Raw genomic sequence first — 23,232 nt, 5'->3', positions numbered from 1 at the left:
GAGTCAGCTGCCGCGGTACGTCGAAAACGCGAAGGGGCTCAGCAGCAGCGGCACGTGATAGTGCTCGCCGGCATCCGAAACCGTGAAGTTCAAGTCGACTTCAGGGAAGAATGTTTCCGTGCCAAGGCCCTCGTAGTAGGCGCCAGTGGCGAAGTTCAGACGGTAGGCGCCGCCGGGAATCCGCTCCGGACCGAGATCCTTGATACGGCCGTCGGCGTCGGTCTCGCCCTTTGCGATCAGAGTCCAGTTGTCACCTTCGCGGACGTAAAGTACGACGGCGACCCCCGCCGCCGGGCGGCCGGAACCGGTATCCAGGATGTGCGTGGTTACCTGTGAAACAGTCATGCATTTTCTCCTTCGCTGATCACGCCTGCGAGTCGCAGCAATGCGATCTCCCGCAGCTGGCCAGCCACGATTGCGTCTTCTTCTTCGGGGGTGTGGGTGAGCCGCTCCTGAAGGGAACCGAGGATCTCCTGGGCGCTGCGTCCTGCCGCGCGGATCAGAAAGACCCTGCCGAACTTCTCTTCGTAAGCGCGGTTTCCCTCAGCGAGGGCGGCGGCTGTGCCGTCGTCGCTGGGGTCCACTCCGGCCTGTTCCGAACGGGACATGGCCGCTTCGGTGGTTTGGGCCTTGGGCCTTTCGCCGATCCGGGGGTGGTGGGCGAGCGCGGACTCCACCTCTTCCGGCGTGAACGGCTCGGCTGCTTGGCGGGCCTGCCCCAGCAGTTCGTCGACGCTCGTGAAGGGGCGGGCGTCTGCGACGTCCTCAACCCAGCGGCTGATGTCCAGGCAAGGGGTCAGGGTCCTGATGGCCTCGTCCCGGTCAACACTGTTGAATACTGCAAGCTCCATGCTTGTGTCATCCTCGTGCAAATGCTGGCATCCATGGTGTGGGCTATGCGGAACTCCTGCTTTCCAGCAGGAGGAAGCTTGCTTCTAGTGCTTCCGCATCATGGAACTGTTATTTCAGCATACGTAAATAGTTAAGCCGAGCACTTGGGCTGGTGTCAAGAGAGTACCGCGTTGGAGCGCCGCGTTCTCACGGTGAGATAGAGGCGGTGCGCCGTGATGACCAAAGCAAGCCAGGCTATCCCGAGAATCCAGGCGGCCAGGACATCAGTGAGCCAGTGGTGCCCGAGGTAGACGCGACTCAAGCCCATAGTGGCGGCAAATGTTGATGCAAGCACTACCGTGATGATTCTGGCCTTGGCCGTTTTGAGGCGAAGAATGATCAAGTAAGCCACGATCCCTGCGATCACTATTGAATTCAGGGAGTGGCCGCTGGGGAACGACGCCGAGTGCTCGTACGGCGGAATGGCATCCGCGAGGTCAGGGCGGGTGCGGCCAAACAGGGGCTTGCCCAGGACAGTCATGAGGAGTGAGCCCAGCCCCGCTGTCAGCATCAGGATGACAGGAGTCCAAGAGCGGCGCTTGGTGGCCAGGGCGATCATGATCCCCACCGCGATGATGGGCATGCCAACCGTGCCACCGACGTTGGTGTAGGCCGTCACTGCGAGGTCCAGGCCAGGGGATCGAACGGACTTGGCGGCGTCAAGGACCGGGTGGTCAAGACCCGCAACCCCGTCGGCTTCTGTCACCGACTCGTAGACCTCACCGAAAGCCACCGCAAGGGACACGGCAATGACAAGCCCCACGGCCAACGTGATGATCAGCGCTGCATACGGGCCCAGCAGTGTGGTGATGCGCTGTGCAGCTCCCGCGATGACGCGGCCTACAGGGGATTTCCACCGTGTGAGGTCCTTCCCTGCGACGAACCGGTCCTGGCTTACCTCGCCGCGGACGCCCTGCTCCGGCTGCTCTTTTCCTTCAGTCGTCACCTTGTCCCCTCACCGGAGGCTTCCCCTCACCGTGGTGGCTGCCCCCACAGCTGCTGCCTCCGTATTGGTGAGCAACCTTAGCAGTCTGGGCTGGAGGATTGGCGGCCACGGGCTCGCCCCGGACAACAGGCTGGGGCAGAATGACGAGAACCAGCTGAAGGAGTGCACATGCCAGACATACTGACGTCCAGGTTCCTGTTCGGTCCCGGCCCGAGCAATTGCTACCCCGAGGCCATGGCCGCGCTGGCCTACCCGGTGCTCGGGCATTTGGATCCGGTCTTTATCGAACGCTTGGACCGGACGTGCGAGGGCTTGCGGGCCGTCTGGGGTACTTCGAATGCGCGCACGCTCCCGCTGAGTGCCACAGGTTCAGGCGGCATGGAGGCCGCTTTCGTGAACACCGTGTCCGACGGCGACGTAGCAGTGATCGCTGTCAACGGACTATTCGGGGCGCGCATGTGTGAGGTGGCGCGGCGTTGCGGGGCAACTGTCGTCCGGGTTGACCACGAGTGGGGTCAACCGGTGGATGCAGATCGGGTGCTGTCGGCCCATCCGAATCCGAAGGTGATCGCGGCCGTCCATGCTGAAACGTCCGTCGGCGTTCTCTCGGACATCGCTGCGCTCGGGGCAGGGAAGGGCGACGCCTTGCTGATCACCGACGCCGTGACGTCTATCGGCGGACTGGAACTCCTGGCAGACGACTGGGGGATCGACGTCGGATATGCCGGGACTCAAAAGTGCCTGGGCGTTCCGCCGGGCCTCTCGCCGTTCACTGTCTCGGACCGAGCGTTCGAACAGCGCGTTACGGATCCCCGCTCGTGGTACCTGGATATCGGCCTGCTTGGCGGATACGTCGGGGCTGCCAGCGGCGCCCGCACGTATCACCACACGGCGCCGGTCACCATGATCGCGGGCCTCGAAGCCGCCCTCGACCGCATCCTCGCCGAGGGGCTCGACGTCGTCCAAGCCCGCCACCGCGCTGCCGGCGCCGCCTTGCAGAGCGGACTGCAGGAGATGGGACTTGAGCTGTTTGCCGCTGAAGGCGCCCGGCTGCCCAGCCTCACCACGGTGAAAGTGCCCGACGGCGTCAACTCGTCCGCCGTCCGCTCTTACCTTCTGGAGAACTTCAGTATGGAGATCGGTTCCGGCGTGGGTGAGTTCGCGGATACGGTCTGGCGCATCGGAATGATGGGGCCGAACGCGAACAGCGCCTCGGTGACCCTGGTGCTGGGCGCCCTCAAAGAGGCCATCGACAAGGCGTAAGTGAGCGAGCGTTCCGGGAAATCGGCAATTATTTGAGAGAACATCGGTCCTCGCTCACATCCCGACGGTTTTCTGGCGGATGCTCGCTCACATCCGCACGGCGCCGACGATCAGTCGGTGACTTGACCGGCGTCGTACGCCAGAGTCGCGGAAGCCGGGGTGGTGCCATCGGCGGGCTGGATCGAAGCGACCGTCAGGAGGCCAGCCCCCGGAAGGGCGACCGACTGACCTGCGCGGAAGGCCTGCTTTCGTTCCTGTTCGGCGGTCCGGATCCAGAACTGGATGGCGGGAGCACCGTCGGCAATACCGATCTTCACAACCCCAACCCTGACACCGTCAAAAGTGGGCTGCATGCCTTGCTTGACTGTAACTAGCTGTTCCACGGTCATCCTTACTTCACGCCCACGGAGTACACGGAGTCAAAGTTTTCCTTGTACTCATCCTCGGTCAGTTCCAGGGTTCCGGCCTTCTGCTCACCATTAAGCTCCCCACCTGCAGGACCCCAAGGGTTGGCCAGAACAACGACTTTCTCGCCGTCGTCGTTGGTCTTTACGTCCACCACGATGTAGGCGTGGTTGGGGACGACATCGGTGCGGCTGACCTCGTCCGGCTCCCAGAACCAGTCAAAGTCGTCGTCCTTGACGTCTTGGGTGCCAACCGAGACCGCCTGACCGTCAGCTAGTTTGTCTTCGATCTCCTCAAGGTCCAGTTCGCCGTCCTTGTCCGCCGACTGTCCCGTCATGAGCTCCATTGCATCGTTGCTGAACCCGCCATCAATGTCATCGTATGAACCGCCACGGTGCTCGGCCGCAGCACGTTCATAAATGGAAAGCCAGTTCGGCTGGCCGTCGGCGCCTCGGACTCCGCCCTCAGTGGACTTGGCCTCCACCGTCACTTCGACGGGTTTGCCGTCTTCGTAGAGAGTCACAACCCAGTGAGTTGGGGGATCTCCTACGGGACGCATATGGGAGGCAAGGAATTCATCGAGTTTGCCTTCGCGCTCCAACGTCTGCGCCACAGAGCCAATGCCTGCCAAGAGCCAGCAGTCGCCGATTTGCCCTTGGTGGATATCGGCCGGATCACCTGCATCGGGGTCTTTACGGACGTCGCCTGGAACATCCACATCCGAAGTATTCGGATCCAACGGCCCCGGATCGCCGGGAGGATTTGAATCCTGTTTGCCTGCGTCGCCGGAACGGGTGCCTTCGGAACTGGTCTTGTCCTGCTCGTCCGCATTGCGGCTCAGCTCGTTGGCCTGGCTTTGCAACTCGCCGGAAATCAGCTTCAGCATCGGGCGGTGCTCCGACTCCCAAGTCGTCCGGAACATCACTGCGTCACGGCCGTCCCATGGCGCGCTGGATATGAGCTGGCCCAATTCCAGCGAAAGCGTGCTCATTTTTTCCGAGTGCCGGGACATTGTCTTGGCGAGCGCCCGAAGTTGATCAATGTCAGCACCGTAGAATCCCGGCATCTTTCTGTCCCCCTATGTTTGAACCTGAAGCCTTAGTCAAGTTACCCGTGGGAGCTTGCGCATGGCGATGGGTAGAACTTCCCCTTAGCTCGCGGGAATCTCCGTAGGCTCGCAGGTCTTGGAATCCACGGGAACGTTCATGCGCAGATATGCCGGGCTTTTGGACTCAAGGATTACTGTGGCCCCGGTTGCGTCCGTGCTTCGGGTTACTGTCCAGCCGCCGGGAACCGGATCAATTCCACCGAAGGCGGGGAATTCGTGCTGCTTGAGGATGGGATCGGCCGTAGCGAAAACGGCTTCATAATTCTTGGACGGCTCCACAATATCTGCACTGCTCTTCATGCTCGCGGGGTGGAAAATGCACCGGCCGTCGTTGGTCAGGGTCATGGTGGCGGGCTTGTCCACAGCCCAGGTGATTGCCGGCATCGTCTTCTCCAACGCCGCGATCAGCTCCCTGCGCAGGGCGTCGTACTTTGCGAAGCTCTCTGCAACAGGGGCAGGCTCGGCAGTCACGGGAGGGGGACTGCTGGGTTCCGTATGGGGGCCGTCGGGAGCGGAGCAGCCCACCATGATTGCCGCCCCAAGTATCAGAACTGCTGCCAGTACTTTCCCTGAAGTGTGGCCCTTTCGGCGGTCCATGTCATCCCCCAGTTTCATCAAGCCCTCGACGGCGGGCGCTCACGGAATGCTTTCACAGTTGCGTCATGTCTGGCGATGGGCAGAACACCCCACCCTGCGTCCGGGACGTGGCGCGGGAGGTGAGAGAGGATTGCTTGAAAGCCTGTGGGATGTGAGCGAGGATCGCCCGAAAGCCTGTGGGATGTGAGAGAAGATCGCCCGAAAGCCTGTGGGAAGTGAGCGAGGATCAGGTTTCGCGGGTCAGGATCCACGTGTTGGTGCCGTCCTGGCGCTCGAAGGTCACTGTTGTCACCAGCATCTCGATGAGCGCCAGCCCACGGCCGGACTCGGCTTCTTCGTCCGGCAAGTCTGCCTGCATGTCCTCGGCGAAGGGCTCCCGGGCATTGTGGGCACTGACCCTTGCCACGAGACGGGTGGGCTGCACGGTGATGTCGACGTCGATCTCCACCGGCTTCTCGCCCACGGGCTGCGCGTGCTGGACGATGTTGGCGGCGGACTCGATGACGGCGGTTGTGAACGTCATCCGGTCCATCTCCGGCACGAATGAGGCGTCATCCCACAGAGCGTCCAGCTCGGTGTGGATGGCCTCGATCGCGTCGTCGTCGGAGGGTCCCCTGTAGCCCCTGCGGGCGATTACTTCAGTCATTTCCGAACGCCTCCTCCGCTGAGGAGTACGCGGTCAATACCCGGTCCATGCTGGTCAGCTCCAGGACCATTTTGACCTGCGGCTGCACACCCGATATCCGCAAGTCGCCGCCCGCCTGGCGGGCGGCCTTGAGGCAGCCGATGAGTGCGCCAAGTCCCGATGAGTCCATGAAGTCGGTTTCTGCAAGGTTGACCACTACACGGCTGGATCCGCCGGCCACCACCTCGGCCACCACCTCACGCAGCTTCGGGGCTGCCACCATGTTTAACCGGCCAACGCCCTTCACCTCCGCGTAAGTGTCTTTGACTTCGTAGCTAAACTGCATCAGCATTCCTCTCTTCGGGGCGTTCGGGACGTTCGGGGCTTTCAGGACCTTCTGGAGCCGCCAATTCCTCAGGCACAAAGCCCTTGTACAAAACTGCCTTGACCAGGACGCTCAGGACCACCAGGTCGAAGGATACCCACGCTACGTTCACCAGCGTTCCCAGCGGCTCCGACATACCGGAGAGGAGGCGAAGGACTCCAACCACCATGGCCAAGGCCAGCAACGCAGCGACGATGATCTGCGGACGAATCAGGCTCCAGCTGGGTCCGCCACTTTGCCGTGCCTTGGGGGTGACAGCGAATCCGAGGGGACGGCCAAACCAGACGTTACGCGCCGCCGTCGTGCAGGCCTTGATCCAAGTGGGGAACAGCGCGAGGCTGTACTGTTGCCCGCGCCAGGTGGGTATCCCGTGCCCGGCGATGACGAACAGCATCTGGTTCACCACCATGAACGGTATGAAACGGATGAAGAAGTCGAAGCTCAGGCTGGTCACAGGAAGGATGCCGAGCGTCAGGTAGATGATGGGCGCCGCGAAGTACACCACGGCCGCGAAGCCGCTCAGGTAGCTCCACATGGTGGAGAAGTACATGAGCCGCTGGCCCCAGGTAAGGCGGCGTTGGACCAGAGGGTTTTCGCGCAGGAGGACCTGCATGGTGCCTTGGGCCCAGCGGAGGCGCTGGGTCAGCATGGTCTTGATGTCCTCGGGAGCCAGCCCGTTGGCGAGGATTTCGTGGTGGTACACGCTCTTCCAACCAAGTGCATGCAGGCGCATCGCTGTTGCCATATCTTCGGTGACCGAGATGGTGGCCAAGGGCATGATCGGCTGGGCTTCGTCGGTGCGTTCCACGGAGATGGCGTCCAGGACTGCGTGGACGGACTCGAGGGCACCGAGCGGTGACCAGTCGCGTCCGGACATACGGTCGACGGCGTCACTCGCCACAGTCGTGACGCCAGACTCGCCGACGTGGGCCAGTTCCATTGCCGCGATTTCTTCGAGGTCCGATTGGAGCGCCGAGAAGTCGGCAGCCACCAGCGTGCGAACGGCGTCGTCCACTTTGCGGCGTACGCGGTACGTGATCTCGCTCAAGGATGCCCCGGCTTCGAGCTCCTGCTGTGCACTTTCAGTCGCGGCTTCCACCTCGTTGAGCATTTGCTCCACCAGCGGGTTCTCCGCCTCCGCCGAGCGCCGGGCCTTCTTGATGGCAGAGCGCGATGCAGCCAGAGCACGGCGCACACTCTTCTCCGTGGCCTTCACGTAGCCCACCAAGCCGAGCTGCATCAGGGCTTCCCTGCGCAGGATTGCGTTGGAGCCGCAGAAGAACGCCGCGTTCCAGCCGTCCTTGCCCTGCTGGATGGGGCCGTAGAAGAGGGGTGCCTGGCTACCAAGGGGATCGTCGGCAGGAACGTTGATGAAGTACTGGGGCGTCTGGACCAACGCCACGCGGTCATCGTTGAAGTAGCCCAGCGTCTTGTCCAGGATGTCCGGCTCGGGGATCTGGTCGGCGTCGAGAATCAACAAGTATTCGCCCGAGGTGACCATGAGCGCGTTGTTCAGGTTGCCGGCCTTGGCGTGCCGCGGCATGTCCGGCGTCCAATCGGCACCGCGGGTCACGTAGCCGGTCCCGTTCGACTCGGCGAGCTCGCGCATCTCAGGCCGGTTGCCGTCGTCCAGGATCCAGGTACTGTGCGGCCAGCGGATGTCCTTGGCGGCGAGGGCCGTGGTCATCACCAGGTCCAAGGGTTCGTTGTACGTGGTGATGAAAACGTCGACCGTAGCGGTGTCTGGCGCCGCGGGCGGTGGCTTGCGAATCTTCAGGTTCCACACAGTCAGGCCGAAAAGCATGACGTCAATGAGGCTGTAAGTCTCGGCAATCACCAGCGGAACAGCGATCCACCACGCCTCCCAGTTCAGCGAAGCCAGCCAGCGCCATGCCACGTAGTTCACGCCCAGAATGACCGTTAGGACAACACAAAGCCGAGTCCAGAATCGCGTCACGTTCCCCCCTTTTGTGGCTAGTACTCAGCAACTCCGCTGTGGTTGCGTTCCAACCCTGCATCGAGTGTTGGGTGAACCTTACGCCGTCGGTGAACCACGACGGCGGTCACGTCATCTTCCGCTGTGTCCGCCGGTGCCAGCTCGAGCAGGGCAGCGCAGACATCGTCCGAGGTGCCCCCGCTCCGCGCCGCCTTCTCTACATTCCTTACGAACTCTTCAAGGGAATCGTGCGCGTCGAGCACGCCGTCGCTGACGATCACCAGCGAATCGCCGGGCTCCAGCTGCAGTTCCGCGGCCGGCCATTGCTGTCCGTCCATGATCCCGACAGGTGGCCCGGCGGAAACCAACCTCCGTGCCGCCCCCTCGGCCGGGACGTGCAGGCCAAGTCCGTGACCGGCGTCGATATAGCTGAGCTTGCCGGAAGCGCTGACCAGTCGCCCGTGGAACATGGTCACGAAAGATCCGGACTGGTTCAGATCGGCGGTGAGGGTGGCGCTGGCGGACTCAAAAGCGTCAGCAATAGCCGGGGTGTCAGCCACGGACCGCATCACGGCGCGGACTGTGGCAGCTATCAAGGCTGCGCCCATGCCCTTGCCCATGGCGTCCGCGAACGTCAGGTGCATGCCGTCGCTGGTTTGGTACCAGTCGTAGAAGTCCCCACCCACGCTGCGCGACGGGCGGAAGGCGCCAGCGACGTCGTAATCGTTCAGCCGGACTGTTTCCTGCGGGAGGAGGCTCTTCTGCACCACCGCAGCGCGCGCGAGTTCGTCAGTCTGCCGCGTGTCCTCGGCGGGTGCAGCGGGCGTCCGGGCGCGGCGGAACAGCGCCCGGATGCGGGCCTGCAGTTCCTTGGGGCTGAACGGCTTGTTGATGTAATCGTCCGCCCCGGTGTCCAAGCCGTTGAGCCGGTCAATCTCGTCGGCACGGGCCGTGAGCATCATGATGTAGGCGTCCGAGAACTCACGCATGCGCCGGCAGACTTCCATGCCGTCGATGTCCGGAAGGTTGATGTCCAGCGTCACCAGTTCGGCATTGGTGTTACGGACAGCCTCGACGCCGGAAAGACCGTCGGGCGCTTCTGTCACCACAAAATCCAGCTGCTCAAGAATCAAAACGAGGAGGCCACGGATGTCGGCGTCATCTTCGACGACTACAGCATGGCGCGGGGACACGGTTGAGACCATGGCTCCATTAACTACTGCCGCGGGGCTTTTGTCACGTTTAGTAAAGAGACGTGTAACGCCCGCTCATAATAGTGAGCGGGCGTTACAAAAATTGTGCAGTTATGTGCGACAGGGATTCCCTGAAAACCGCAGGATCTGAGAGAAGGATTCCCGGAAAACCGCAGGATGTGAGAGAGGGTTAGACGCCCAGCTCTTCCTTCAGGGCCTGGACGTGGCCCTGCGCAGAAACCTGGTACTGGGTTAACTTGACGGTGCCTTCGCCGTCGAGCACGACAGTGGAGCGGACCAGGCCTTCGACGATCTCGCCGTCAACCAGCTTCTCGCCCCAGGCACCGTAAGCGAGGGCCACGGAGTGGTCCTCATCGGAGAGCAGCGGGAAGGTCAGCGCAAATTCACCAGTGAACTTGGCGAGGGCCTCGGGGGCATCCGGGGAGATCCCGATGACGTCGTAGCCGTTGCCCTGCAGGCTGGCGAGGTTGTCGCGGAAATCGCAGGCTTCGGTGGTGCAGCCGGGGGTGGCTGCTTTGGGGTAGAAGTACACAATGACGTTGCGTCCGCGGTAATCGGACAGCGAGACCTTGGTGCCGTCGGCGTCGAGCAGCGCGAAGTCAGGTGCTTGCGTTCCGACGAGGAGTTTCTGGGTCATGGCGATCCTTTGCGTTTCACCGGCGCGCAGCCGGCAGTCATTTAAAACAACAGCGGTCATTCTAGAATTGCGGAGCATTGATGCTTTACAACAGCCAAACTAGATGCTGTATTCCGCAGGTCCGCGCACGGTGGCATAAGGCCCTGGCACGAACTGGTAGCCACCACCACGGACGGTGGCGACAGTGTGGCGGGCGCTTCCGAGCTTCCGCCGCACCCTTCCAACATAAACGTCAATGGAGCGAAATGCAGCGCCGGGGAGGTCAAATGACTCCAGGAAACGTTGCAATTCTTCACGACTGATCGCGCGCGAGCAGTTCACCACGAGGTAGCGCAACAGCTTGTATTCCATGCCAGTAAAGGCAACCGGCTCGCCGTCGAGCAGCACTACTTCAGCCGCGAGGTCGATTGCAAGTTGGCTACGGCGCCCGGCCAACATGACGGGCTCGACGGCGGTGCTGCCGCCACTCCCGGCGTCGCGGTCCTGTCCGTCCGCGAGAGCTTCGGCGAGGGACAGGGAAGGGTGGGTACCGGCGTCGGCGGCTTCCTGCGGAGTGCCGCCCCAGGAAGTATCGCCGACGCCGGAGTGTTCTGCCCCGATGGCGGGCCAGATGCGGACTTCCGCCTCCGGGGCAAGTTTCATGGCACGGGCCAGCACAAGGCGTGCTGCCCGTTCCCAGACTGCTGGATCCATCTCGTCGCCCTCGGCCGGGTTGACCCAGAGCGCGAGGCCCCTTGCACTAAGGCCGGGCTGTGCCTTGAGGCCCGGCCGCCGCCCCCTGGCTCGCGCTGCGGGGTCACGGAAAGGCGGCGGCCCGTAGGCATTGACTGCCATGGCGGAGGACCCTAAACGTTGCCGCGGCGGAGCAGCTTGCCGCCGGGGTTCTGGCCGTCGATCGGAGTGCCGCGCAGGTAGGTCTTGCGGACGACGCCGGCCAGCGGACGGCCGTCGTACGGCGTGATCGGGTTCTTGTGCTTGAGCTTGGTGACGTCCACAACGAAGGCTTCGTCCGGGGCGAAGATGGAGAAATCGGCGTCGTAACCCAGGGCGAGCTGGCCCTTGTTGTGCAGGCGGGCCAGGGCGGCAGGCTTCTCGGCCATCCAGGAGACCACCTGTTCCAGCGGGATGCCGCGGTGGCGGGCTTCGGTCCAGATCAGGGACAGGCCCAGCTGCAGCGAGGAAACGCCGCCCCAGGCCACTGCGAAGTCGCCGTTTTCCAGGTCCTTGAGGTCCAAGGTGCTGGGGGAGTGGTCCGAAACGATGCAGTCGATGGTGCCGTCCTGCAGGCCCTTCCACAGGAGCTCGCGGTTGGACGCTTCACGGATGGGTGGGCAGCACTTGTACGCCGTGGCGCCGTCGGGGATTTCCTCGGCCATGAGCGTCAGGTAGTGCGGGCACGTCTCAACGGTGAGGTTGACGCCGTCGCGCTTTGCCGAAGCGATCATGGGGAGCGCGTCCGAGGAGGAGAGGTGCAGGATGTGGGCGCGGGCGCCGGTCCAGCGGGCGCGTTCGATGACCTCGGCGATTGCCTTGTTCTCGGCGCCGCGGGGGCGGGAGGCGAGGAACGTTTCGTAGTGGTCGCCGCCGGGATGCGGGGCGCGGTCGATCGCGTGGGAGTCCTCGGCGTGCACGATCATGAGGGAGTCGAAGGACTTGAGCTCAGCCATGTCGTCTTCCATCTCGTCCGCATCCAGGTGCGGGAACTCGTCCACGCCGGAGTGCAGGAGGAAGCACTTGAAGCCGAACACGCCTTCGTCGTGGAGCGGGCGGAGGTCCTTCTTGTTGCCGGGGATGGCACCGCCCCAGAATCCGACGTCCACGAACGCTTGGTCCTTGGCGACGACGCGCTTCTGCTCCAGGCCGTCCACGCTGGTGGTGGGTGGGATGCTGTTCAGCGGCATGTCGATGATGGTGGTCACGCCACCGGCAGCAGCGGCACGGGTCGCGGAGGCGAAGCCTTCCCACTCGGTGCGGCCGGGCTCGTTGACGTGGACGTGGGTGTCCACCAGGCCGGGGATGAGGGTTTCGTCGTCTGCGAGTTCGATGACCTCGTTGCCCGTCAGGCCGTTGCCCAGGGGCTCGATGGCGACGATGATGCCGTCGCGGATGCCAACTTCGCGCGCTGCGAGGCCGGCGGTGGTCAGGATGCGCTGGCCCCGGATAACGAGGTCATAGGCGCCGATTGCTTCAGACATTGAGGTACTCCTTATTGTCGGTGGTGCCGGTCCGTTCCGCCAGGTACACGCCTATGTGCTTCCCTAATTGTTCAAGCAACGGCCCTGCTTCAGCGATACATTTTTGGACATCTTTTTCCAGGTCGGTCAGGGCATGGACCGTGTGGAAGCCGGCATCCGCGAGTTGTTCCCGGCTCAGGGTACTCCGGCCGCAGACTGCGATCACGGGAACCCCGTTCCTCTGTGCTGCGCGCGAGACACCCATGGGCGTCTTGCCGAGCAGGCTTTGTTCGTCCAGACTGCCTTCGCCGGTGATCACCAGGTCGGCGCCCTTGAGCCTCTGCTCCAGTTCAGTGAATTCAAGCACGACGTCGATGCCCGGCCGCCGCTCTGCCTTCAGTGCCGCTATGGCTATGTAGCCAACGCCGCCCGCTGCTCCTGCGCCTTCTGCCTTGGCTGCGTACTTGGCGTGTTGGCCTGTTGTTGCTGCGAGGACGTCGACGAAGTGTTCCAGCGCCTTGTCCAGTTCGGTGACGTCGTCCGGCGTCGCGCCTTTTTGCGGGCCGAAGATGGCTGGGGCTCCGCTGGCCCCCAGGAGGGGATTGTCGACGTCGGACGCCAACACGAACTCTGTGGCTTCGATGCGGACGTCGAAGTTGGAGAAGTCGATGCTGTCTATTTCCGCGAGGGCTGCGCCGCCGCCGGGGAGTTCGTTGCCGTGCTCGTCCAGGAAGACAGCGCCGAGGCCCTGGAGGACGCCTGCGCCGGCGTCGGTGTTGGCGCTGCCGCCCACACCCAGGATGATCTTGCGGCAGCCGAGGTCCAGCGCGGCGCGGATCAGTTCGCCCGTTCCGATGCTGGTGGCCTTCTTGGCTGTTTCGCTCCTGGGGCCATCAGGGAGAAGGGCAAGGCCCGAAGCGGCCGCCATTTCGATGACTGCCTCCGTGCCCTTGACTGCGAAGTCAGCCTTCACCGGTTCGCCCAGCGGGCCCGTGACGGTGGTGGTCCGGCGGGTGAAGCCGGAACCGATGGCGGCGTCGATGGTGCCTTCGCCGCCGTCGGCCACCGGAATGCGTGTTGCCTGTATGCCCTGACCGAACCCCGCCAGCAGTCCTGTTGCGAGATGCTTGGCGACGTCGGGCGCGGACAGCGAGCCCTTGAATTTGTCCGGGGCGATGACAACACGCATTCCGGTGCCTCCTTACTGTTGTTGTGCCGGCAGGCGCTTAGGCCTTGGTGAGGATCGCGGTGGGTGCATCCTCCGCGGTTTCTGCCAGCTCTTCGAACTCGTTCACGCCATTGATCTCAACGCCCATGGAGATGTTGGTGATCTTTTCCAGGATCACTTCAACCACCACGGGAACCTTGAACTCGCCCATCAGTGCCTTGGCCTTGTCGAAAGCGGCAGGCAGGTCGTTCGGGTTCTCAACGCGGATGGCCTTGCAGCCCAAGCCCTCGGCAACCTTGATGTGGTCAACGCCGTAGCCGTTGGTCTCCGGGGAGTTGATGTTCTCGAAGGCCAGGGAAACGTTCTGCTCCATGTTGAAGCCGCGCTGGCTCTGACGGATCAGGCCCAAGTAGCTGTTGTTCACCACAACGTGGATGTACGGCAGGTTGAACTGTGCGCCCACGGCCAGTTCCTCGATCATGAACTGGAAGTCGTAGTCACCGGACAGGGCAACAACGGTGGCGTCCGGGGTTCCACGAACAACGCCGAGTGCTGCCGGAGCAGTCCAACCCAGCGGGCCGGCCTGGCCTGCATTGATCCACTTGCGTGCACCGAACACGTGCAGCATCTGTGCGCCGGCGATCTGCGACAGGCCAATGGTTGACACGTAGGTGGTGTCGCGGCCGAAAGCCTTGTTCATCTCCTGGTACACGCGCTGCGGCTTGATCGGCACGTTGTCGAAGTTGGTCTTGCGGTGCAGGGAGCCCTTGCGCTCCTGGCACTCGGCAACCCATCCCGAGTAGTCCGGCAGGGACTTTGCTGCCTGGCGCTCGCGTGCCAGCTCGATCAGGCCAGTCAGCGCCGCACCGGCGTCGGACGCAATGCCCAAGTCCGGGGAGAAAACGCGACCGATCTGCGTGGGCTCGATGTCGATGTGTACGAACTTACGGCCAGCCGTGTAGGTGTCCAGGCCGCCGGTGTGGCGGTTGGCCCAACGGTTGCCGATGCCGATCACGAAGTCGCTCTGCAGGAACGTCTCGTTGCCGTAGCGGTGCGAGGTCTGCAGGCCAACCATGCCGGCCATCAGCTGGTGGTCGTCCGGGATGGCGCCCCAGCCCATGAGGGTGGGGATCACGGGAACGTTCAGGATCTCGGCCAGTTCAACCAGCTGGGCCGAAGCGCCGGCGTTGATGATGCCGCCACCGGCAACGATCAGCGGGTGCTGGGCTGCGGTCAGCATGTCCAGGGCCTTTTCCAGCTGCTTGCGGGAAGCCTTGGGCTTCTCCACGGGCAGGGGCTCGTAGGCGTCGATGTCGAACTCGATCTCGGCCATCTGAACATCGATGGGCAGGTCCAGCAGAACCGGTCCCGGGCGACCCGAACGCATGATCTGGAAGGCCTTCTGGAACGCACCCGGAACCTGGCCCGGCTCAAGGATGGTCATGGCGAACTTGGTGACCGGCTTGGCGATGGACTCGATGTCCACAGCCTGGAAGTCTTCCTTGTGCAGCTTGGCGACGGGTGCCTGGCCGGTGATGCAGAGCATGGGGATCGAGTCAGCCTGGGCTGCGTACAGGCCTGTGATCATGTCCGTGCCTGCAGGGCCCGACGTTCCTATGCAGATACCGATGTTGCCATCAGCCGCGCGGCTGTAACCGTCTGCCATGTGGCTGGCGCCCTCAACGTGGCGGGCCAGCGTGTGGCGGATGCCGCCGTGGGCACGCATTGCTGAATAGAAGGGGTTGATCGCTGCGCCTGGCAGGCCGAAAGCTTCGGTGGCGCCTTCCTTTTCCAGGATGGCGACTGCCGCGTCAACGGTGCGCATCTTAGCCATGGTGTACTCCTAGTTTGGTGCCCTTTACGGGCGAAGTCTGGGGTGTTTTGGGGTGTGGTGAGGGAGCCGCCGTCGTTATTTATGTACGACGGCGGGTTCCCTGCTGTGTTGCTTAGGCGCCTTTTGGCTTATTTCCGGCCGCTGAGTTGGAGGACCTGCTTGAAGAGCCCCGAGTGGTCGAGGCCGCCGTCGCCCTGGTTGACGGTTGCGGCGACGAGCTGTGCAACGACTGCGCCGAGCGGGACAGCGACGTTGGCTTCGCGGGCTGCGGAGGTCACGATGCCGAGGTCCTTGTGGTGGAGGGCCAGGCGGAAGCCGGGGTCGAAGTTGCGGTCGAGCATCTTCTGACCCTTCTGCTCGAGGACCTTGGAGCCGGCCAAGCCGCCTCCGAGGACCTTCAGTGCTGCGTCGGTGTCTACGCCGTAGGCCTCAAGGAAGGCGATGGCCTCGCCGAGGACCTGGATGTTGACGGCCACGATCAGCTGGTTGGCTGCTTTGACGGTCTGGCCGGAGCCGGACGGGCCGACGTGGACGATGGTCTTGCCCACTGCGTTGAGGACATCCTGTGCTGCGTCGAAGTCTGCCTTCTCGCCGCCGACCATGATGGACAGGACGGCGTCGATTGCGCCCTGTTCGCCGCCACTCACCGGGGCGTCGAGCGGGCGGATGCCGGCTTCCTTGGCGTCTGCTGCGAGTCGGGCTGCGACGTCAGGACGGATGCTGGATGCGTCGATCCAGAGGGCGCCCTTCTTCGCGTTGGCGAAGACGCCGTCCTTGCCGCTGACTACACCCTCAACATCGGGGGAATCCGGGACCATGGTGATGACGACGTCGGCGTCCTTGACGGCGTCCGCGATGCTCGTGGCACCCTGGCCGCCCTCGGAGACGAGTTTGTCGATCTTGTCCTGGCTGCGGTTGAAACCGGTGACCGAGTGGCCGGCCTTGACGAGGTTGATGGCCATGGGGAGGCCCATGATTCCGAGTCCGATGACTGCAACGTTGCTCATTGTGATTCTCTTTCTGGGGAAGTCTGTGTGTGTCTGAAGTCTGTGTGTGTCTTTTAACTCGAGTGCGCTAACTCGGGTGTGCTTACCCAACTAGGTCGCATTAGTGCGCGTTTTGAGCGTCCAAAACGCGCTCTGCTGCTACTTAGTTGGGCGCCTGGTGCCTAGTTGGCGTTGGCGCGCTGGCGGATGGCCCAGTTGAAAGCCGATTCCTGCGGTTCCTTGTACTCGAGGCCGATGTAGCCGCCGTAGCCGAGTTCGCGGCTGCGGGCGATCCACTCGCCGAGGGGGAGTGTGCCGGTTCCGGGAGCACCGCGGCCGGGGTTGTCGGCGATCTGGATGTGGCCGAAGTCCTTGGCGTGGTTCTCGATGACGGATTCGACGTCGTCCCCGTTGACTGCCAGGTGGTAGAAGTCGGCGAGGAGCTTGATGTTCTGTGCGCCGGATTCTGCCTTGACGCGGGCGATGACCTTGAGTGCGTCTTCGGCCGTGAGGAGCGGGTACTTGGGTGCGCCGCTCACCGGCTCGAGGAGGACAGTTCCGCCAATACGTGCGACGCCGGCAGCTGCGGTTGCGAGGTTCTCGGCACCAATGGCGTCCTGCTTCTCAGGCGATTCGCCGTCGATGCGGTTGCCGTATAGGGCGTTGAAGGCCTTGCAACCGAGGCGCTCACCGATCCCCGCGACAACGTCGATGTTGTCCTGGAATTCGGTGGAACGCGCGGGCCACGAAACCAGGCCGCGATCGCCGCCGGGCATGTTGCCGGCGTTGAAGTTCAGGCCCGTGAGCTGAACGCCGGCGTCCTTGATGGCGGTTTCGAACTCGGTTACTTGTGCGTCGGTGGGGACGGAGGTTTCGAAGGGCCACCAGAACTCGACGGCGTCAAAACCGGCTGCCTTCGCGGCGGCGGGGCGCTCGAGCAAGGGCAGCTCCGTCAGGAGGATGGAGCAGTTCACTGTGTACGTCATCGTAGGTCCTTCCGAGGAGGGGCTTTGATCTATCTTCCCGTGTGCTTGGACGTTGGCTTGGTGCTTGGCTTCAGTTTCCGCTTTGTGGAATTTAGATTCTGCTTTATGAAAAGTTTAGGGAAGGTGGGGGTGGGAGTCAAGGGGGGAGGGTTTGGGATACCAAGGTGTGTGAGTGGCGGCAGAGCTGATGGTGCGTGATCCGCATTGTCACTAAGCGTGCCGACCCGTTGGTGACCAGAGGTGCCCGCGTCAGAAGAGGTGATTTGCTTGCAGGGCATGCGCTACAGGGCCGGCACACGATTTAGTGGCATCCTTGAGTCAAGGTGGGGGATCTTGAGCCCCAGTTGAAGCCAAGGCGACGAAGGAAAACCGATATGACTGCACTCAGGGATCTGCTTGAGCTCCCGTCGTTTGCGACAGCGCTTAGGGCTGCTGCAGATCTAGCCGAGCCCCATCGTGGCGCGTTAGTTCAGAGTCTGGGCGACCCCACAACAGGAGCGCCAGAAGGTTTAGACCTGCGTACTGACACGAGCTGGAGGCGTATGGTCAGTGCCCTCACTCTTGCCTACGACACGAAGGAGAAAGAGGGGTTAGAGGAAGTACTTCAGGACATCGAGTCGAGTGACAGCGGGTTTACGGAGAAGGACGTGCAGAGCATCCGCAACCTCCTTCATGATGATCCGGTTGTTAGGGAGCAACTTGAGGGTGTTCGTCAGCGTGATCGGTTTCTTCCAATTTTCCAAGGTATCTCATTAGCACTCGACCTGAGGGTCCTTGACTTGGAATCGGGCGCCATACTCGCGCCGGTAGTCACGGCTCGCATGCATTTTGACGAGCCAATAGCTGGCACAGAGAATGTCGTCTTTCAGATTCCGGGAAAATCGCTGAACGAGCTCATTGCACGTCTCGATGAAGTCAGGCATCAGCTGCGGGGTGTTCGAGGACTTCTAGAAGAGGCGATCGTTCCCGAGTGGGCGACTACAGGTCTGGGTGATGCTTTGGATGCCACACCTGTGGATGATGATGCGCAGTGATCTTAGACATTGAACATTTCACGGCTTCTGATTGGTCGGCCGTGTCTGCCGCAGCCTTGGCTCTCATCACCTCCCTGCTGAACGTTTTGGCGGGGAGGGCCCAGACTCAGACAGTCAAGGAGTCGACCAAGACTGCCAACGCGAGTATCGAGCTTGCAAAGACGACGTCGAAGGACGTTGCGGGTAGCTTGAAGATAGCTACTAAGGCCTTGGCAGACAATCTTGTCGAGATTAGGAGTAATACGACCGCGATGAGCGTTAAGCTAGATCAGATTACGAGAGAGCTTGAGCGAAAGACAGGAGGGTCTCGAATATGAGCGTTGTCATCGTGTCTCTGATTGCTATTGTGTCGTGCGTTGCCCTCGGGCTCAGCATTGGCAACTATGTTCGAGCTCGAAAGCAACTGACCAGAGTTACCGACGCTGCCCGCGGTGCGAGTGAGGAGCTGATTGACCTCAAACGCTCAGTGGAAGAGTTTGAGGCTTGGGCGATAGGTTATCTTGGCGAGGACTACCCGAAGGCTGATGCCCCTGCTAGTAACAGGCGCCACGCGCCTTCCCGTGTCTATTCTCCATCCGCTGACTGGACGGCTGCTTTCTTGGCCATGCCGCATGCGCTTAGGGCCGAAGGAGAAGAAGGAAGTTTGCTGACCCACTATCGTTGGGCTTTGGTTATGGACAACACTGAAATGGCCAAGTGGTACCGATCTGAATTATGTGCTTTTCCAGGGGCAGATGTGTCGGCGAAGTGGTGGCAAATCCAAGCAGGAGATTGGTCGTCGAATGTGAGAAACACGCTTAACGCGCGGGCGGCGGTATCTCCGAAAGTAACTCGAGATTCTGATTCGCGAATTTCGGCTGCATTCTAATGCGGCGTTAGTGCGGTTCTAGTTCAGATAATCTCGTAAGGAGCGCCGTCAGGCCGGCGCTATGACACGCACCTCAGGGACTCATTGCCCAAGAAGGATGAAGAGCCTTTGGGCTGTAATTAGATAAAGTCTGACTGGGGCAGTGCCTGGTGATGGTGTGCGCGGCTGACTTCAAGAAGCAGTTGAAACAGACTGAGAAAATAGGCAATCACAGGTGAATGGTGTCCCGCTTGCTGGTACGTGGCGCGGGACGAAACCTATAGAAGTGAGTTTTTCCATAATTCTGCGGACCGTCGTGTATGGCGCGCCTGTGCCGCCGTAGGTGCGGTCCAAGCCAGTCGCAGGGTGCGTCAAAATCGACTTTAACGCCCCAAGTTGCGATGGGTGCGCCGTTCTAAGGGCGATAACGCAATCACTTAGAACGACGGGTTGGGCGTCGGCCACGACGAGTTTCTCGAAGTAGAATTTGCCTACACGCGGTAGTAATAGCATTGGCCCCTCGGTGGCCAGCACCGATGATGAGCGACGTTCATCGCTCAAATGCAGTCTTCCGCCACGAAGGTTAGTCGTATGCACGAAGGGCGAAGAGCTGATGCCCGATTCTAACCTTCTCATTGTCGGAACCCGCCCGCGAACTACTTCTACGCATTTACAGACAGCGGGCGCTGGAAAGTGACTTGTGATATTGATCGACGACGGTAAGCCTTCAAGATCTGCAGCGGTTGCGGTCCGCTTTCTGATTGTCAGGAGCAACGATGAGGCGTGCGCATCGGGAAATGAACCACGCGGCAATTCTTGAGCGACATCGACCTTATATGATCGGCCAATTGCCTCCCAAAATGACACATTCGTCTCTGTTTCGATGCTACCCGCAGGCAAAATAATGCCAATCCCCTGCTTAATCTCTACGTTCTCGAGAACAATAGCCAGGGAGGCTACAGCCGGTGTCAGAAGAAAAGACTCACCAAAGGCGGCCACCGTCTTTCGGCGATTGCCTCGGAAGGAGAAGGGCGGATTCATGACGACGACGTCGACACCAGAACGAGCAGCGGTGCTCCAAACAGGGCTCTGCTTCCTCGAGTTAGCGGAAAAGATGTCTGCGCGACCCACCAGCCACGCGGGGTGCTCGGATTGCACCGCCCTGACCGTCCTGCGGTCGATGTCACAGCCCAACAGTTCAATTTCGTTGGGCGAGGCGGAGTCCGCTGCAGCGTGCAAAAGCGCGCCGGCGCCCATGGTGGGGTCAAACACGCGTGCCCCAGGAGATAGAGAAAAGAGCTCGCAAAGTGAACGGGCCAGCCACGTCGGAGAATAGAACTTGTCCATCTAGACTGTCGCTACATCGGGGAGCAGGGGGTAGAACTTAGAAAACTTGTCGATATCGTACAGGCAGAGGCGGCCCGCTCCGCTGGTCCGTCCTTTCGATCGAACAGGGTGATCGTACAGCAGGGTGGCTCGGGTTGGGCGCGCAATTGCGAATAGGGCGGCACCAAGCGCATGGGGTTTCGTACCCAGAACAGCAACCTGGATCAGTTGTTTCGGGAAGAACTCAGAAAGTTGAGTGAGTAACGAATAAATACCAAATGGACAGTTAGCCCGCGAATACCTCAAGTTCGAGGTGGAACCCCACTCATCCAAGTATCTGATGTTGCTCTCCAGTGAGTGAAAAGTGTACTCGGGCCGGAAACCCGGAAGACCTACAACTGGATAGGTAGATTCAACATCTGGCTCAATCTCCGTAAGAATTCTAGCTAAGCGATCACCTTCAAATCCCAGAAGCGGAACGAGAACTTGTTGGCTTCCGGCACGCCTGCTAGTTAGACGAGCAAAGCCCGGCAGTGGGGCGATGCCCTCAGTGCGATCAGAAAGGTCATATTTAAGGTTCCCAAAGGGAGATGTACTCTTGATGTAATCTGAAGGTTCAACATAAAGCACTTTGAGATCTATTCTTGATATCAGCGCGGCCCGTAGAATAGCTGCCCAAGACCCAAAGGCTATTGCCGTTATGTCGATATAGAGCGGCTGAGGCAGGAGCTGCAACGCAGCCTGGATTGCCGCTTGGTCAAAGAGTGAGAAGGTCTCAGATTTCCCAGTGACGTTGGTCAGTGTGATAGTTTCACGAGTTTCTGCTACCAGTGGCAGCAAGACCGCTCCGCGTTTCGTCTGGGTTTGAATCCAATCTTCTCCTAGGATACCGCGGTCTTCGGTGCTTGAAGCACCGTAAATGTACGCAGAACTAGCAGGCAACTGAAAAATAGCACGGCTTAATTCTTGTGTTAGGCCGGGGTAGATCCTACTCATTTCGAAACCAATCAGCAAAAAGCGAAAGCTGTTGAGGCGGATCGTTATCAACCTGACGGTCTTTCCGCACAATGAGAGAGCGTATGTAGGTGGATGACTCAGCGCTGGCCAGTCCTACGAGTTCGCTGGCTCGAAGATTCATCCGGCGCTTTCTTCGAGGACTGTACACGAAGAATGGTGCAAATATTGGATGCATTTGATAGTCAAAATCTTTTGTCTCGGAGGAACTGGCCGCCATCTTGTCGGCAGTAAACTGTACGAGCGCATTATGCATTACGCCTGCACCCACGAGCGCATTTGCTTCACTGTTGACTTTGTCGGAGATTCGAAATTGTGTTACCTCGGGTGCATGGCCATACGGCTGTTTTGCCATAATTCCGAATACACGGCCGAGGCCGAGCACGAGGCGAGTCAACTGGGTTCCGCGGGCATGAAGCCCTGCGAGTTCGAACACTATGCGTTCACCTACTGCTTGAGCCGCTAGTGTCTGTGTTTCTGCTGAGACAGGTCCTGAGAGTGTTCCTCCCTGGCTGCTGTGTTGTGTAAGGGCTTCCGTTACCAAATAAAGCAGATACCTGATATTTCCCTCGGCTAGCAGAACATAGGTGGACCAGCCACTATAGTATTTGGATATTCCCACGCGCCCCTTGCGCAGAGTGAAGAGAACTGTGTAGCCATAATTGTTTACACGATTCTTCCACTCGGCGGGTTTTGAGATTGCCTCTGAAAGGACGCTGGACGCTGATGTTCCCTGTGATTCAGCCCAAAAACCCACGACGCACGCTTCCACGTTATCCATCTTCTCAAACGCGTCTAACTCGGCATTTGATACATCAGAGGCGATTAATTCTCTGCGAATAGCGGCGACACGTTGATCACTACCAAGCAGGGAAGCTTCAGAATTCATAGAAAGATCTGGCAGGAGCTCCTGCACTCCCAGACGCGGGCGTCCGGCATTGGCGCGGATTCTCGACAATCGTTCGTTGCAGACGGCGGCAGCAAATGCGCCGAAGTCATTTTTCTTAATCGAATCCTCAATATCAATGCCGACGTAATCTGCGGGCTCGATAAGAAATTCTGATGTCGTAAGAGTTGCGCGTTCATGAAGACCGTTACGTCGCATACCTATCTTGAAGGTGTATCCTGAGTCGCCGACGTGTTTGATGAGAGTGTTCATGACGCGCTGTTGGTAAGGGGCAAGATTTTCGTATTCGTCCAGGCAGAAGGTGAGAGCCTTGCTCTCTAGCGCGGCATCGTGGCGGACCGCTGCCACAACAGCCGAGACCGGCCGGCCCAGTGTAGAAAGGTTTAGCGATTTAATGGGCTGGCCCAACCCATTTACGGCTGCTTCGAATTTAATAAGTTCATCAGATATGTATTCGGCGAATGTCTCCAGATCTTGGGTCTCATCAATTGATAGAGCAAGGCACGCACGACGTAGATATCGCTTGTCAATTGTTGTCTTGTTGCCGGTCTTTGAAGAACGCCAAGCAACGAACTCTAGGATCATGTCAATGAATTGTAAGTTTATATAATGGGAAAATAGACGAATCCATTCTGATTCGCTGAATCTTTCGCCCTGGAAGGTTGCAGTCACGCTCGACTCAATGCGCCAGTACATGCCTATTGTGCTCCATTGGCCAACGTTGGCACCAACGTCTCGGTATTGCCCTTCATAGGCGAGCTGTCTCAGGGTAGTAGTTTTTCCTGTTCCTCGACCTCCTATTATGAAGCAAGGGCGTTCATCAGAAAGGCGGTCCCAGTACACAGGCTTTGCAAAAAGTTCAAATATCTTGTCATTCAGATACTCTGCGCGATACTGCCCTAAGTGATTTTGTATCTCTGAAGAAAGATTAGAAGTTGCTGAATCCATA

Annotated in this window: 24 protein-coding genes; 4 read left to right on the top strand and 20 right to left on the bottom strand. The window is 60.5% G+C overall.

What is annotated here, in order from left to right; genetic code table 11:
- Positions 1–3 precede the first annotated feature (3 nt).
- The 3 genes from uraH to KSW38_RS19385 all read right to left on the bottom strand — a co-directional run bounded on the left by uraH (position 4) and on the right by KSW38_RS19385 (position 1,837).
- Positions 4–345, bottom strand: coding sequence for a hydroxyisourate hydrolase (gene uraH, locus KSW38_RS19395; RefSeq protein ID WP_216926580.1), 342 nt, complete (start codon positions 343–345; stop codon positions 4–6).
- Positions 342–851 carry a 2-oxo-4-hydroxy-4-carboxy-5-ureidoimidazoline decarboxylase gene (gene uraD, locus KSW38_RS19390; RefSeq protein ID WP_216926579.1) on the bottom strand — a complete coding sequence of 170 codons (510 nt, stop codon included), beginning with the start codon at positions 849–851 and terminating at the stop codon, positions 342–344. The genes uraH and uraD overlap by 4 nt, the downstream gene beginning before the upstream one ends.
- A 155-nt stretch (positions 852–1,006) precedes the next feature.
- Positions 1,007–1,837: a phosphatase PAP2 family protein gene (locus KSW38_RS19385; protein ID WP_216926578.1), complete on the bottom strand. Its 831-nt coding sequence runs from the start codon at positions 1,835–1,837 to the stop codon at positions 1,007–1,009.
- Positions 1,838–2,005: 168 nt separating this feature from the next.
- Between KSW38_RS19385 and KSW38_RS19380 the strand changes: the two genes are divergently transcribed.
- Positions 2,006–3,100 carry a pyridoxal-phosphate-dependent aminotransferase family protein gene (locus KSW38_RS19380; protein ID WP_216926577.1) on the top strand — a complete coding sequence of 365 codons (1,095 nt, stop codon included), beginning with the start codon at positions 2,006–2,008 and terminating at the stop codon, positions 3,098–3,100.
- Positions 3,101–3,210: 110 nt separating this feature from the next.
- On the opposite strand, the gene KSW38_RS19375 is transcribed toward KSW38_RS19380, so the two are convergent.
- The 14 genes from KSW38_RS19375 to KSW38_RS19310 form a co-directional block, all read right to left on the bottom strand.
- Positions 3,211–3,483 carry a hypothetical protein gene (locus tag KSW38_RS19375; protein ID WP_216926576.1) on the bottom strand — a complete coding sequence of 91 codons (273 nt, stop codon included), beginning with the start codon at positions 3,481–3,483 and terminating at the stop codon, positions 3,211–3,213.
- Between the two features lie 8 nt (positions 3,484–3,491).
- Positions 3,492–4,571, bottom strand: coding sequence for a C2 family cysteine protease (locus KSW38_RS19370; protein WP_216926575.1), 1,080 nt, complete (start codon positions 4,569–4,571; stop codon positions 3,492–3,494).
- 84 nt (positions 4,572–4,655) lie between these two features.
- On the bottom strand, positions 4,656–5,210 hold the full coding sequence (locus KSW38_RS19365) for a hypothetical protein (RefSeq protein WP_216926574.1): 555 nt from the start codon (positions 5,208–5,210) through the stop codon (positions 4,656–4,658).
- 226 nt (positions 5,211–5,436) lie between these two features.
- Entirely contained in the window at positions 5,437–5,856 is a 420-nt protein-coding gene (locus KSW38_RS19360; RefSeq protein ID WP_216926573.1) for an ATP-binding protein, read from the bottom strand.
- Complete coding sequence (locus KSW38_RS19355) at positions 5,849–6,181, bottom strand: STAS domain-containing protein (protein ID WP_216926572.1); 333 nt, start codon at positions 6,179–6,181, stop codon at positions 5,849–5,851. The genes KSW38_RS19360 and KSW38_RS19355 overlap by 8 nt, the downstream gene beginning before the upstream one ends.
- Positions 6,171–8,177 carry a glycosyltransferase family 2 protein gene (locus KSW38_RS19350; protein ID WP_216926571.1) on the bottom strand — a complete coding sequence of 669 codons (2,007 nt, stop codon included), beginning with the start codon at positions 8,175–8,177 and terminating at the stop codon, positions 6,171–6,173. The genes KSW38_RS19355 and KSW38_RS19350 overlap by 11 nt, the downstream gene beginning before the upstream one ends.
- A gap of 17 nt (positions 8,178–8,194) precedes the next feature.
- Positions 8,195–9,361, bottom strand: a complete 1,167-nt coding sequence (locus KSW38_RS19345; protein WP_216926570.1) for a PP2C family protein-serine/threonine phosphatase — start codon at positions 9,359–9,361, stop codon at positions 8,195–8,197.
- A 178-nt stretch (positions 9,362–9,539) separates the two neighbouring features.
- Complete coding sequence (gene bcp / locus KSW38_RS19340) at positions 9,540–10,007, bottom strand: thioredoxin-dependent thiol peroxidase (RefSeq protein ID WP_216926569.1); 468 nt, start codon at positions 10,005–10,007, stop codon at positions 9,540–9,542.
- 99 nt (positions 10,008–10,106) lie between these two features.
- Entirely contained in the window at positions 10,107–10,841 is a 735-nt protein-coding gene (locus KSW38_RS19335) for a winged helix-turn-helix domain-containing protein (protein ID WP_216926568.1), read from the bottom strand.
- 11 nt (positions 10,842–10,852) lie between these two features.
- Positions 10,853–12,202 (bottom strand): allantoinase AllB, encoded by a 1,350-nt coding sequence (allB, locus tag KSW38_RS19330; protein ID WP_216926567.1) that lies wholly within the window; start codon positions 12,200–12,202, stop codon positions 10,853–10,855.
- A complete protein-coding gene (locus tag KSW38_RS19325; protein WP_216926566.1) occupies positions 12,195–13,370 on the bottom strand; it encodes a glycerate kinase in 1,176 nt (391 codons plus the stop codon). Before KSW38_RS19325 ends, allB begins: the two co-directional genes overlap by 8 nt.
- A gap of 37 nt (positions 13,371–13,407) precedes the next feature.
- Positions 13,408–15,183, bottom strand: a complete 1,776-nt coding sequence (gcl, locus tag KSW38_RS19320) for a glyoxylate carboligase (protein WP_216926565.1) — start codon at positions 15,181–15,183, stop codon at positions 13,408–13,410.
- A 128-nt stretch (positions 15,184–15,311) separates the two neighbouring features.
- Complete coding sequence (locus tag KSW38_RS19315; RefSeq protein WP_256449756.1) at positions 15,312–16,280, bottom strand: 2-hydroxy-3-oxopropionate reductase; 969 nt, start codon at positions 16,278–16,280, stop codon at positions 15,312–15,314.
- A gap of 71 nt (positions 16,281–16,351) precedes the next feature.
- Positions 16,352–17,155, bottom strand: a complete 804-nt coding sequence (locus KSW38_RS19310) for a hydroxypyruvate isomerase family protein (protein WP_216926563.1) — start codon at positions 17,153–17,155, stop codon at positions 16,352–16,354.
- 374 nt (positions 17,156–17,529) lie between these two features.
- Here KSW38_RS19310 and KSW38_RS19305 point away from each other — a divergent pair, with 374 nt between their 5' ends.
- From KSW38_RS19305 to KSW38_RS19295, 3 genes are read left to right on the top strand one after another with little or no spacing between them, the layout of a single operon-like run.
- Positions 17,530–18,189 carry a hypothetical protein gene (locus tag KSW38_RS19305; RefSeq protein WP_216926562.1) on the top strand — a complete coding sequence of 220 codons (660 nt, stop codon included), beginning with the start codon at positions 17,530–17,532 and terminating at the stop codon, positions 18,187–18,189.
- A gap of 41 nt (positions 18,190–18,230) precedes the next feature.
- On the top strand, positions 18,231–18,506 hold the full coding sequence (locus KSW38_RS19300) for a hypothetical protein (RefSeq protein WP_216926561.1): 276 nt from the start codon (positions 18,231–18,233) through the stop codon (positions 18,504–18,506).
- A complete protein-coding gene (locus tag KSW38_RS19295; protein WP_216926560.1) occupies positions 18,503–19,057 on the top strand; it encodes a hypothetical protein in 555 nt (184 codons plus the stop codon). The genes KSW38_RS19300 and KSW38_RS19295 overlap by 4 nt, the downstream gene beginning before the upstream one ends.
- A 171-nt stretch (positions 19,058–19,228) precedes the next feature.
- Here KSW38_RS19295 and KSW38_RS19290 read toward each other — a convergent pair whose 3' ends face one another.
- The 3 genes from KSW38_RS19290 to KSW38_RS19280 are packed head-to-tail and all read right to left on the bottom strand — an operon-like array spanning position 19,229 to position 23,231.
- A complete protein-coding gene (locus tag KSW38_RS19290) occupies positions 19,229–20,383 on the bottom strand; it encodes an N-6 DNA methylase (RefSeq protein ID WP_216926559.1) in 1,155 nt (384 codons plus the stop codon).
- A complete protein-coding gene (locus tag KSW38_RS19285) occupies positions 20,384–21,358 on the bottom strand; it encodes a hypothetical protein (protein WP_216926558.1) in 975 nt (324 codons plus the stop codon). It lies immediately after the preceding gene.
- The gene (locus tag KSW38_RS19280; protein ID WP_216926557.1) at positions 21,351–23,231 is read right to left on the bottom strand and encodes an ORC-CDC6 family AAA ATPase; all 1,881 of its coding nucleotides are present in this window, start codon (positions 23,229–23,231) and stop codon (positions 21,351–21,353) included. Before KSW38_RS19280 ends, KSW38_RS19285 begins: the two co-directional genes overlap by 8 nt.
- Position 23,232 lies beyond the last annotated feature (1 nt).

Origin of the sequence: Paenarthrobacter aromaticivorans, from assembly GCF_019038615.1 — a bacterium.
Lineage (GTDB): Bacteria > Actinomycetota > Actinomycetes > Actinomycetales > Micrococcaceae > Arthrobacter > Arthrobacter aromaticivorans.
The sequence above is the reverse complement of the archived record's forward strand: the minus strand, read 5'-3'. Positions and strand labels throughout refer to the sequence as shown.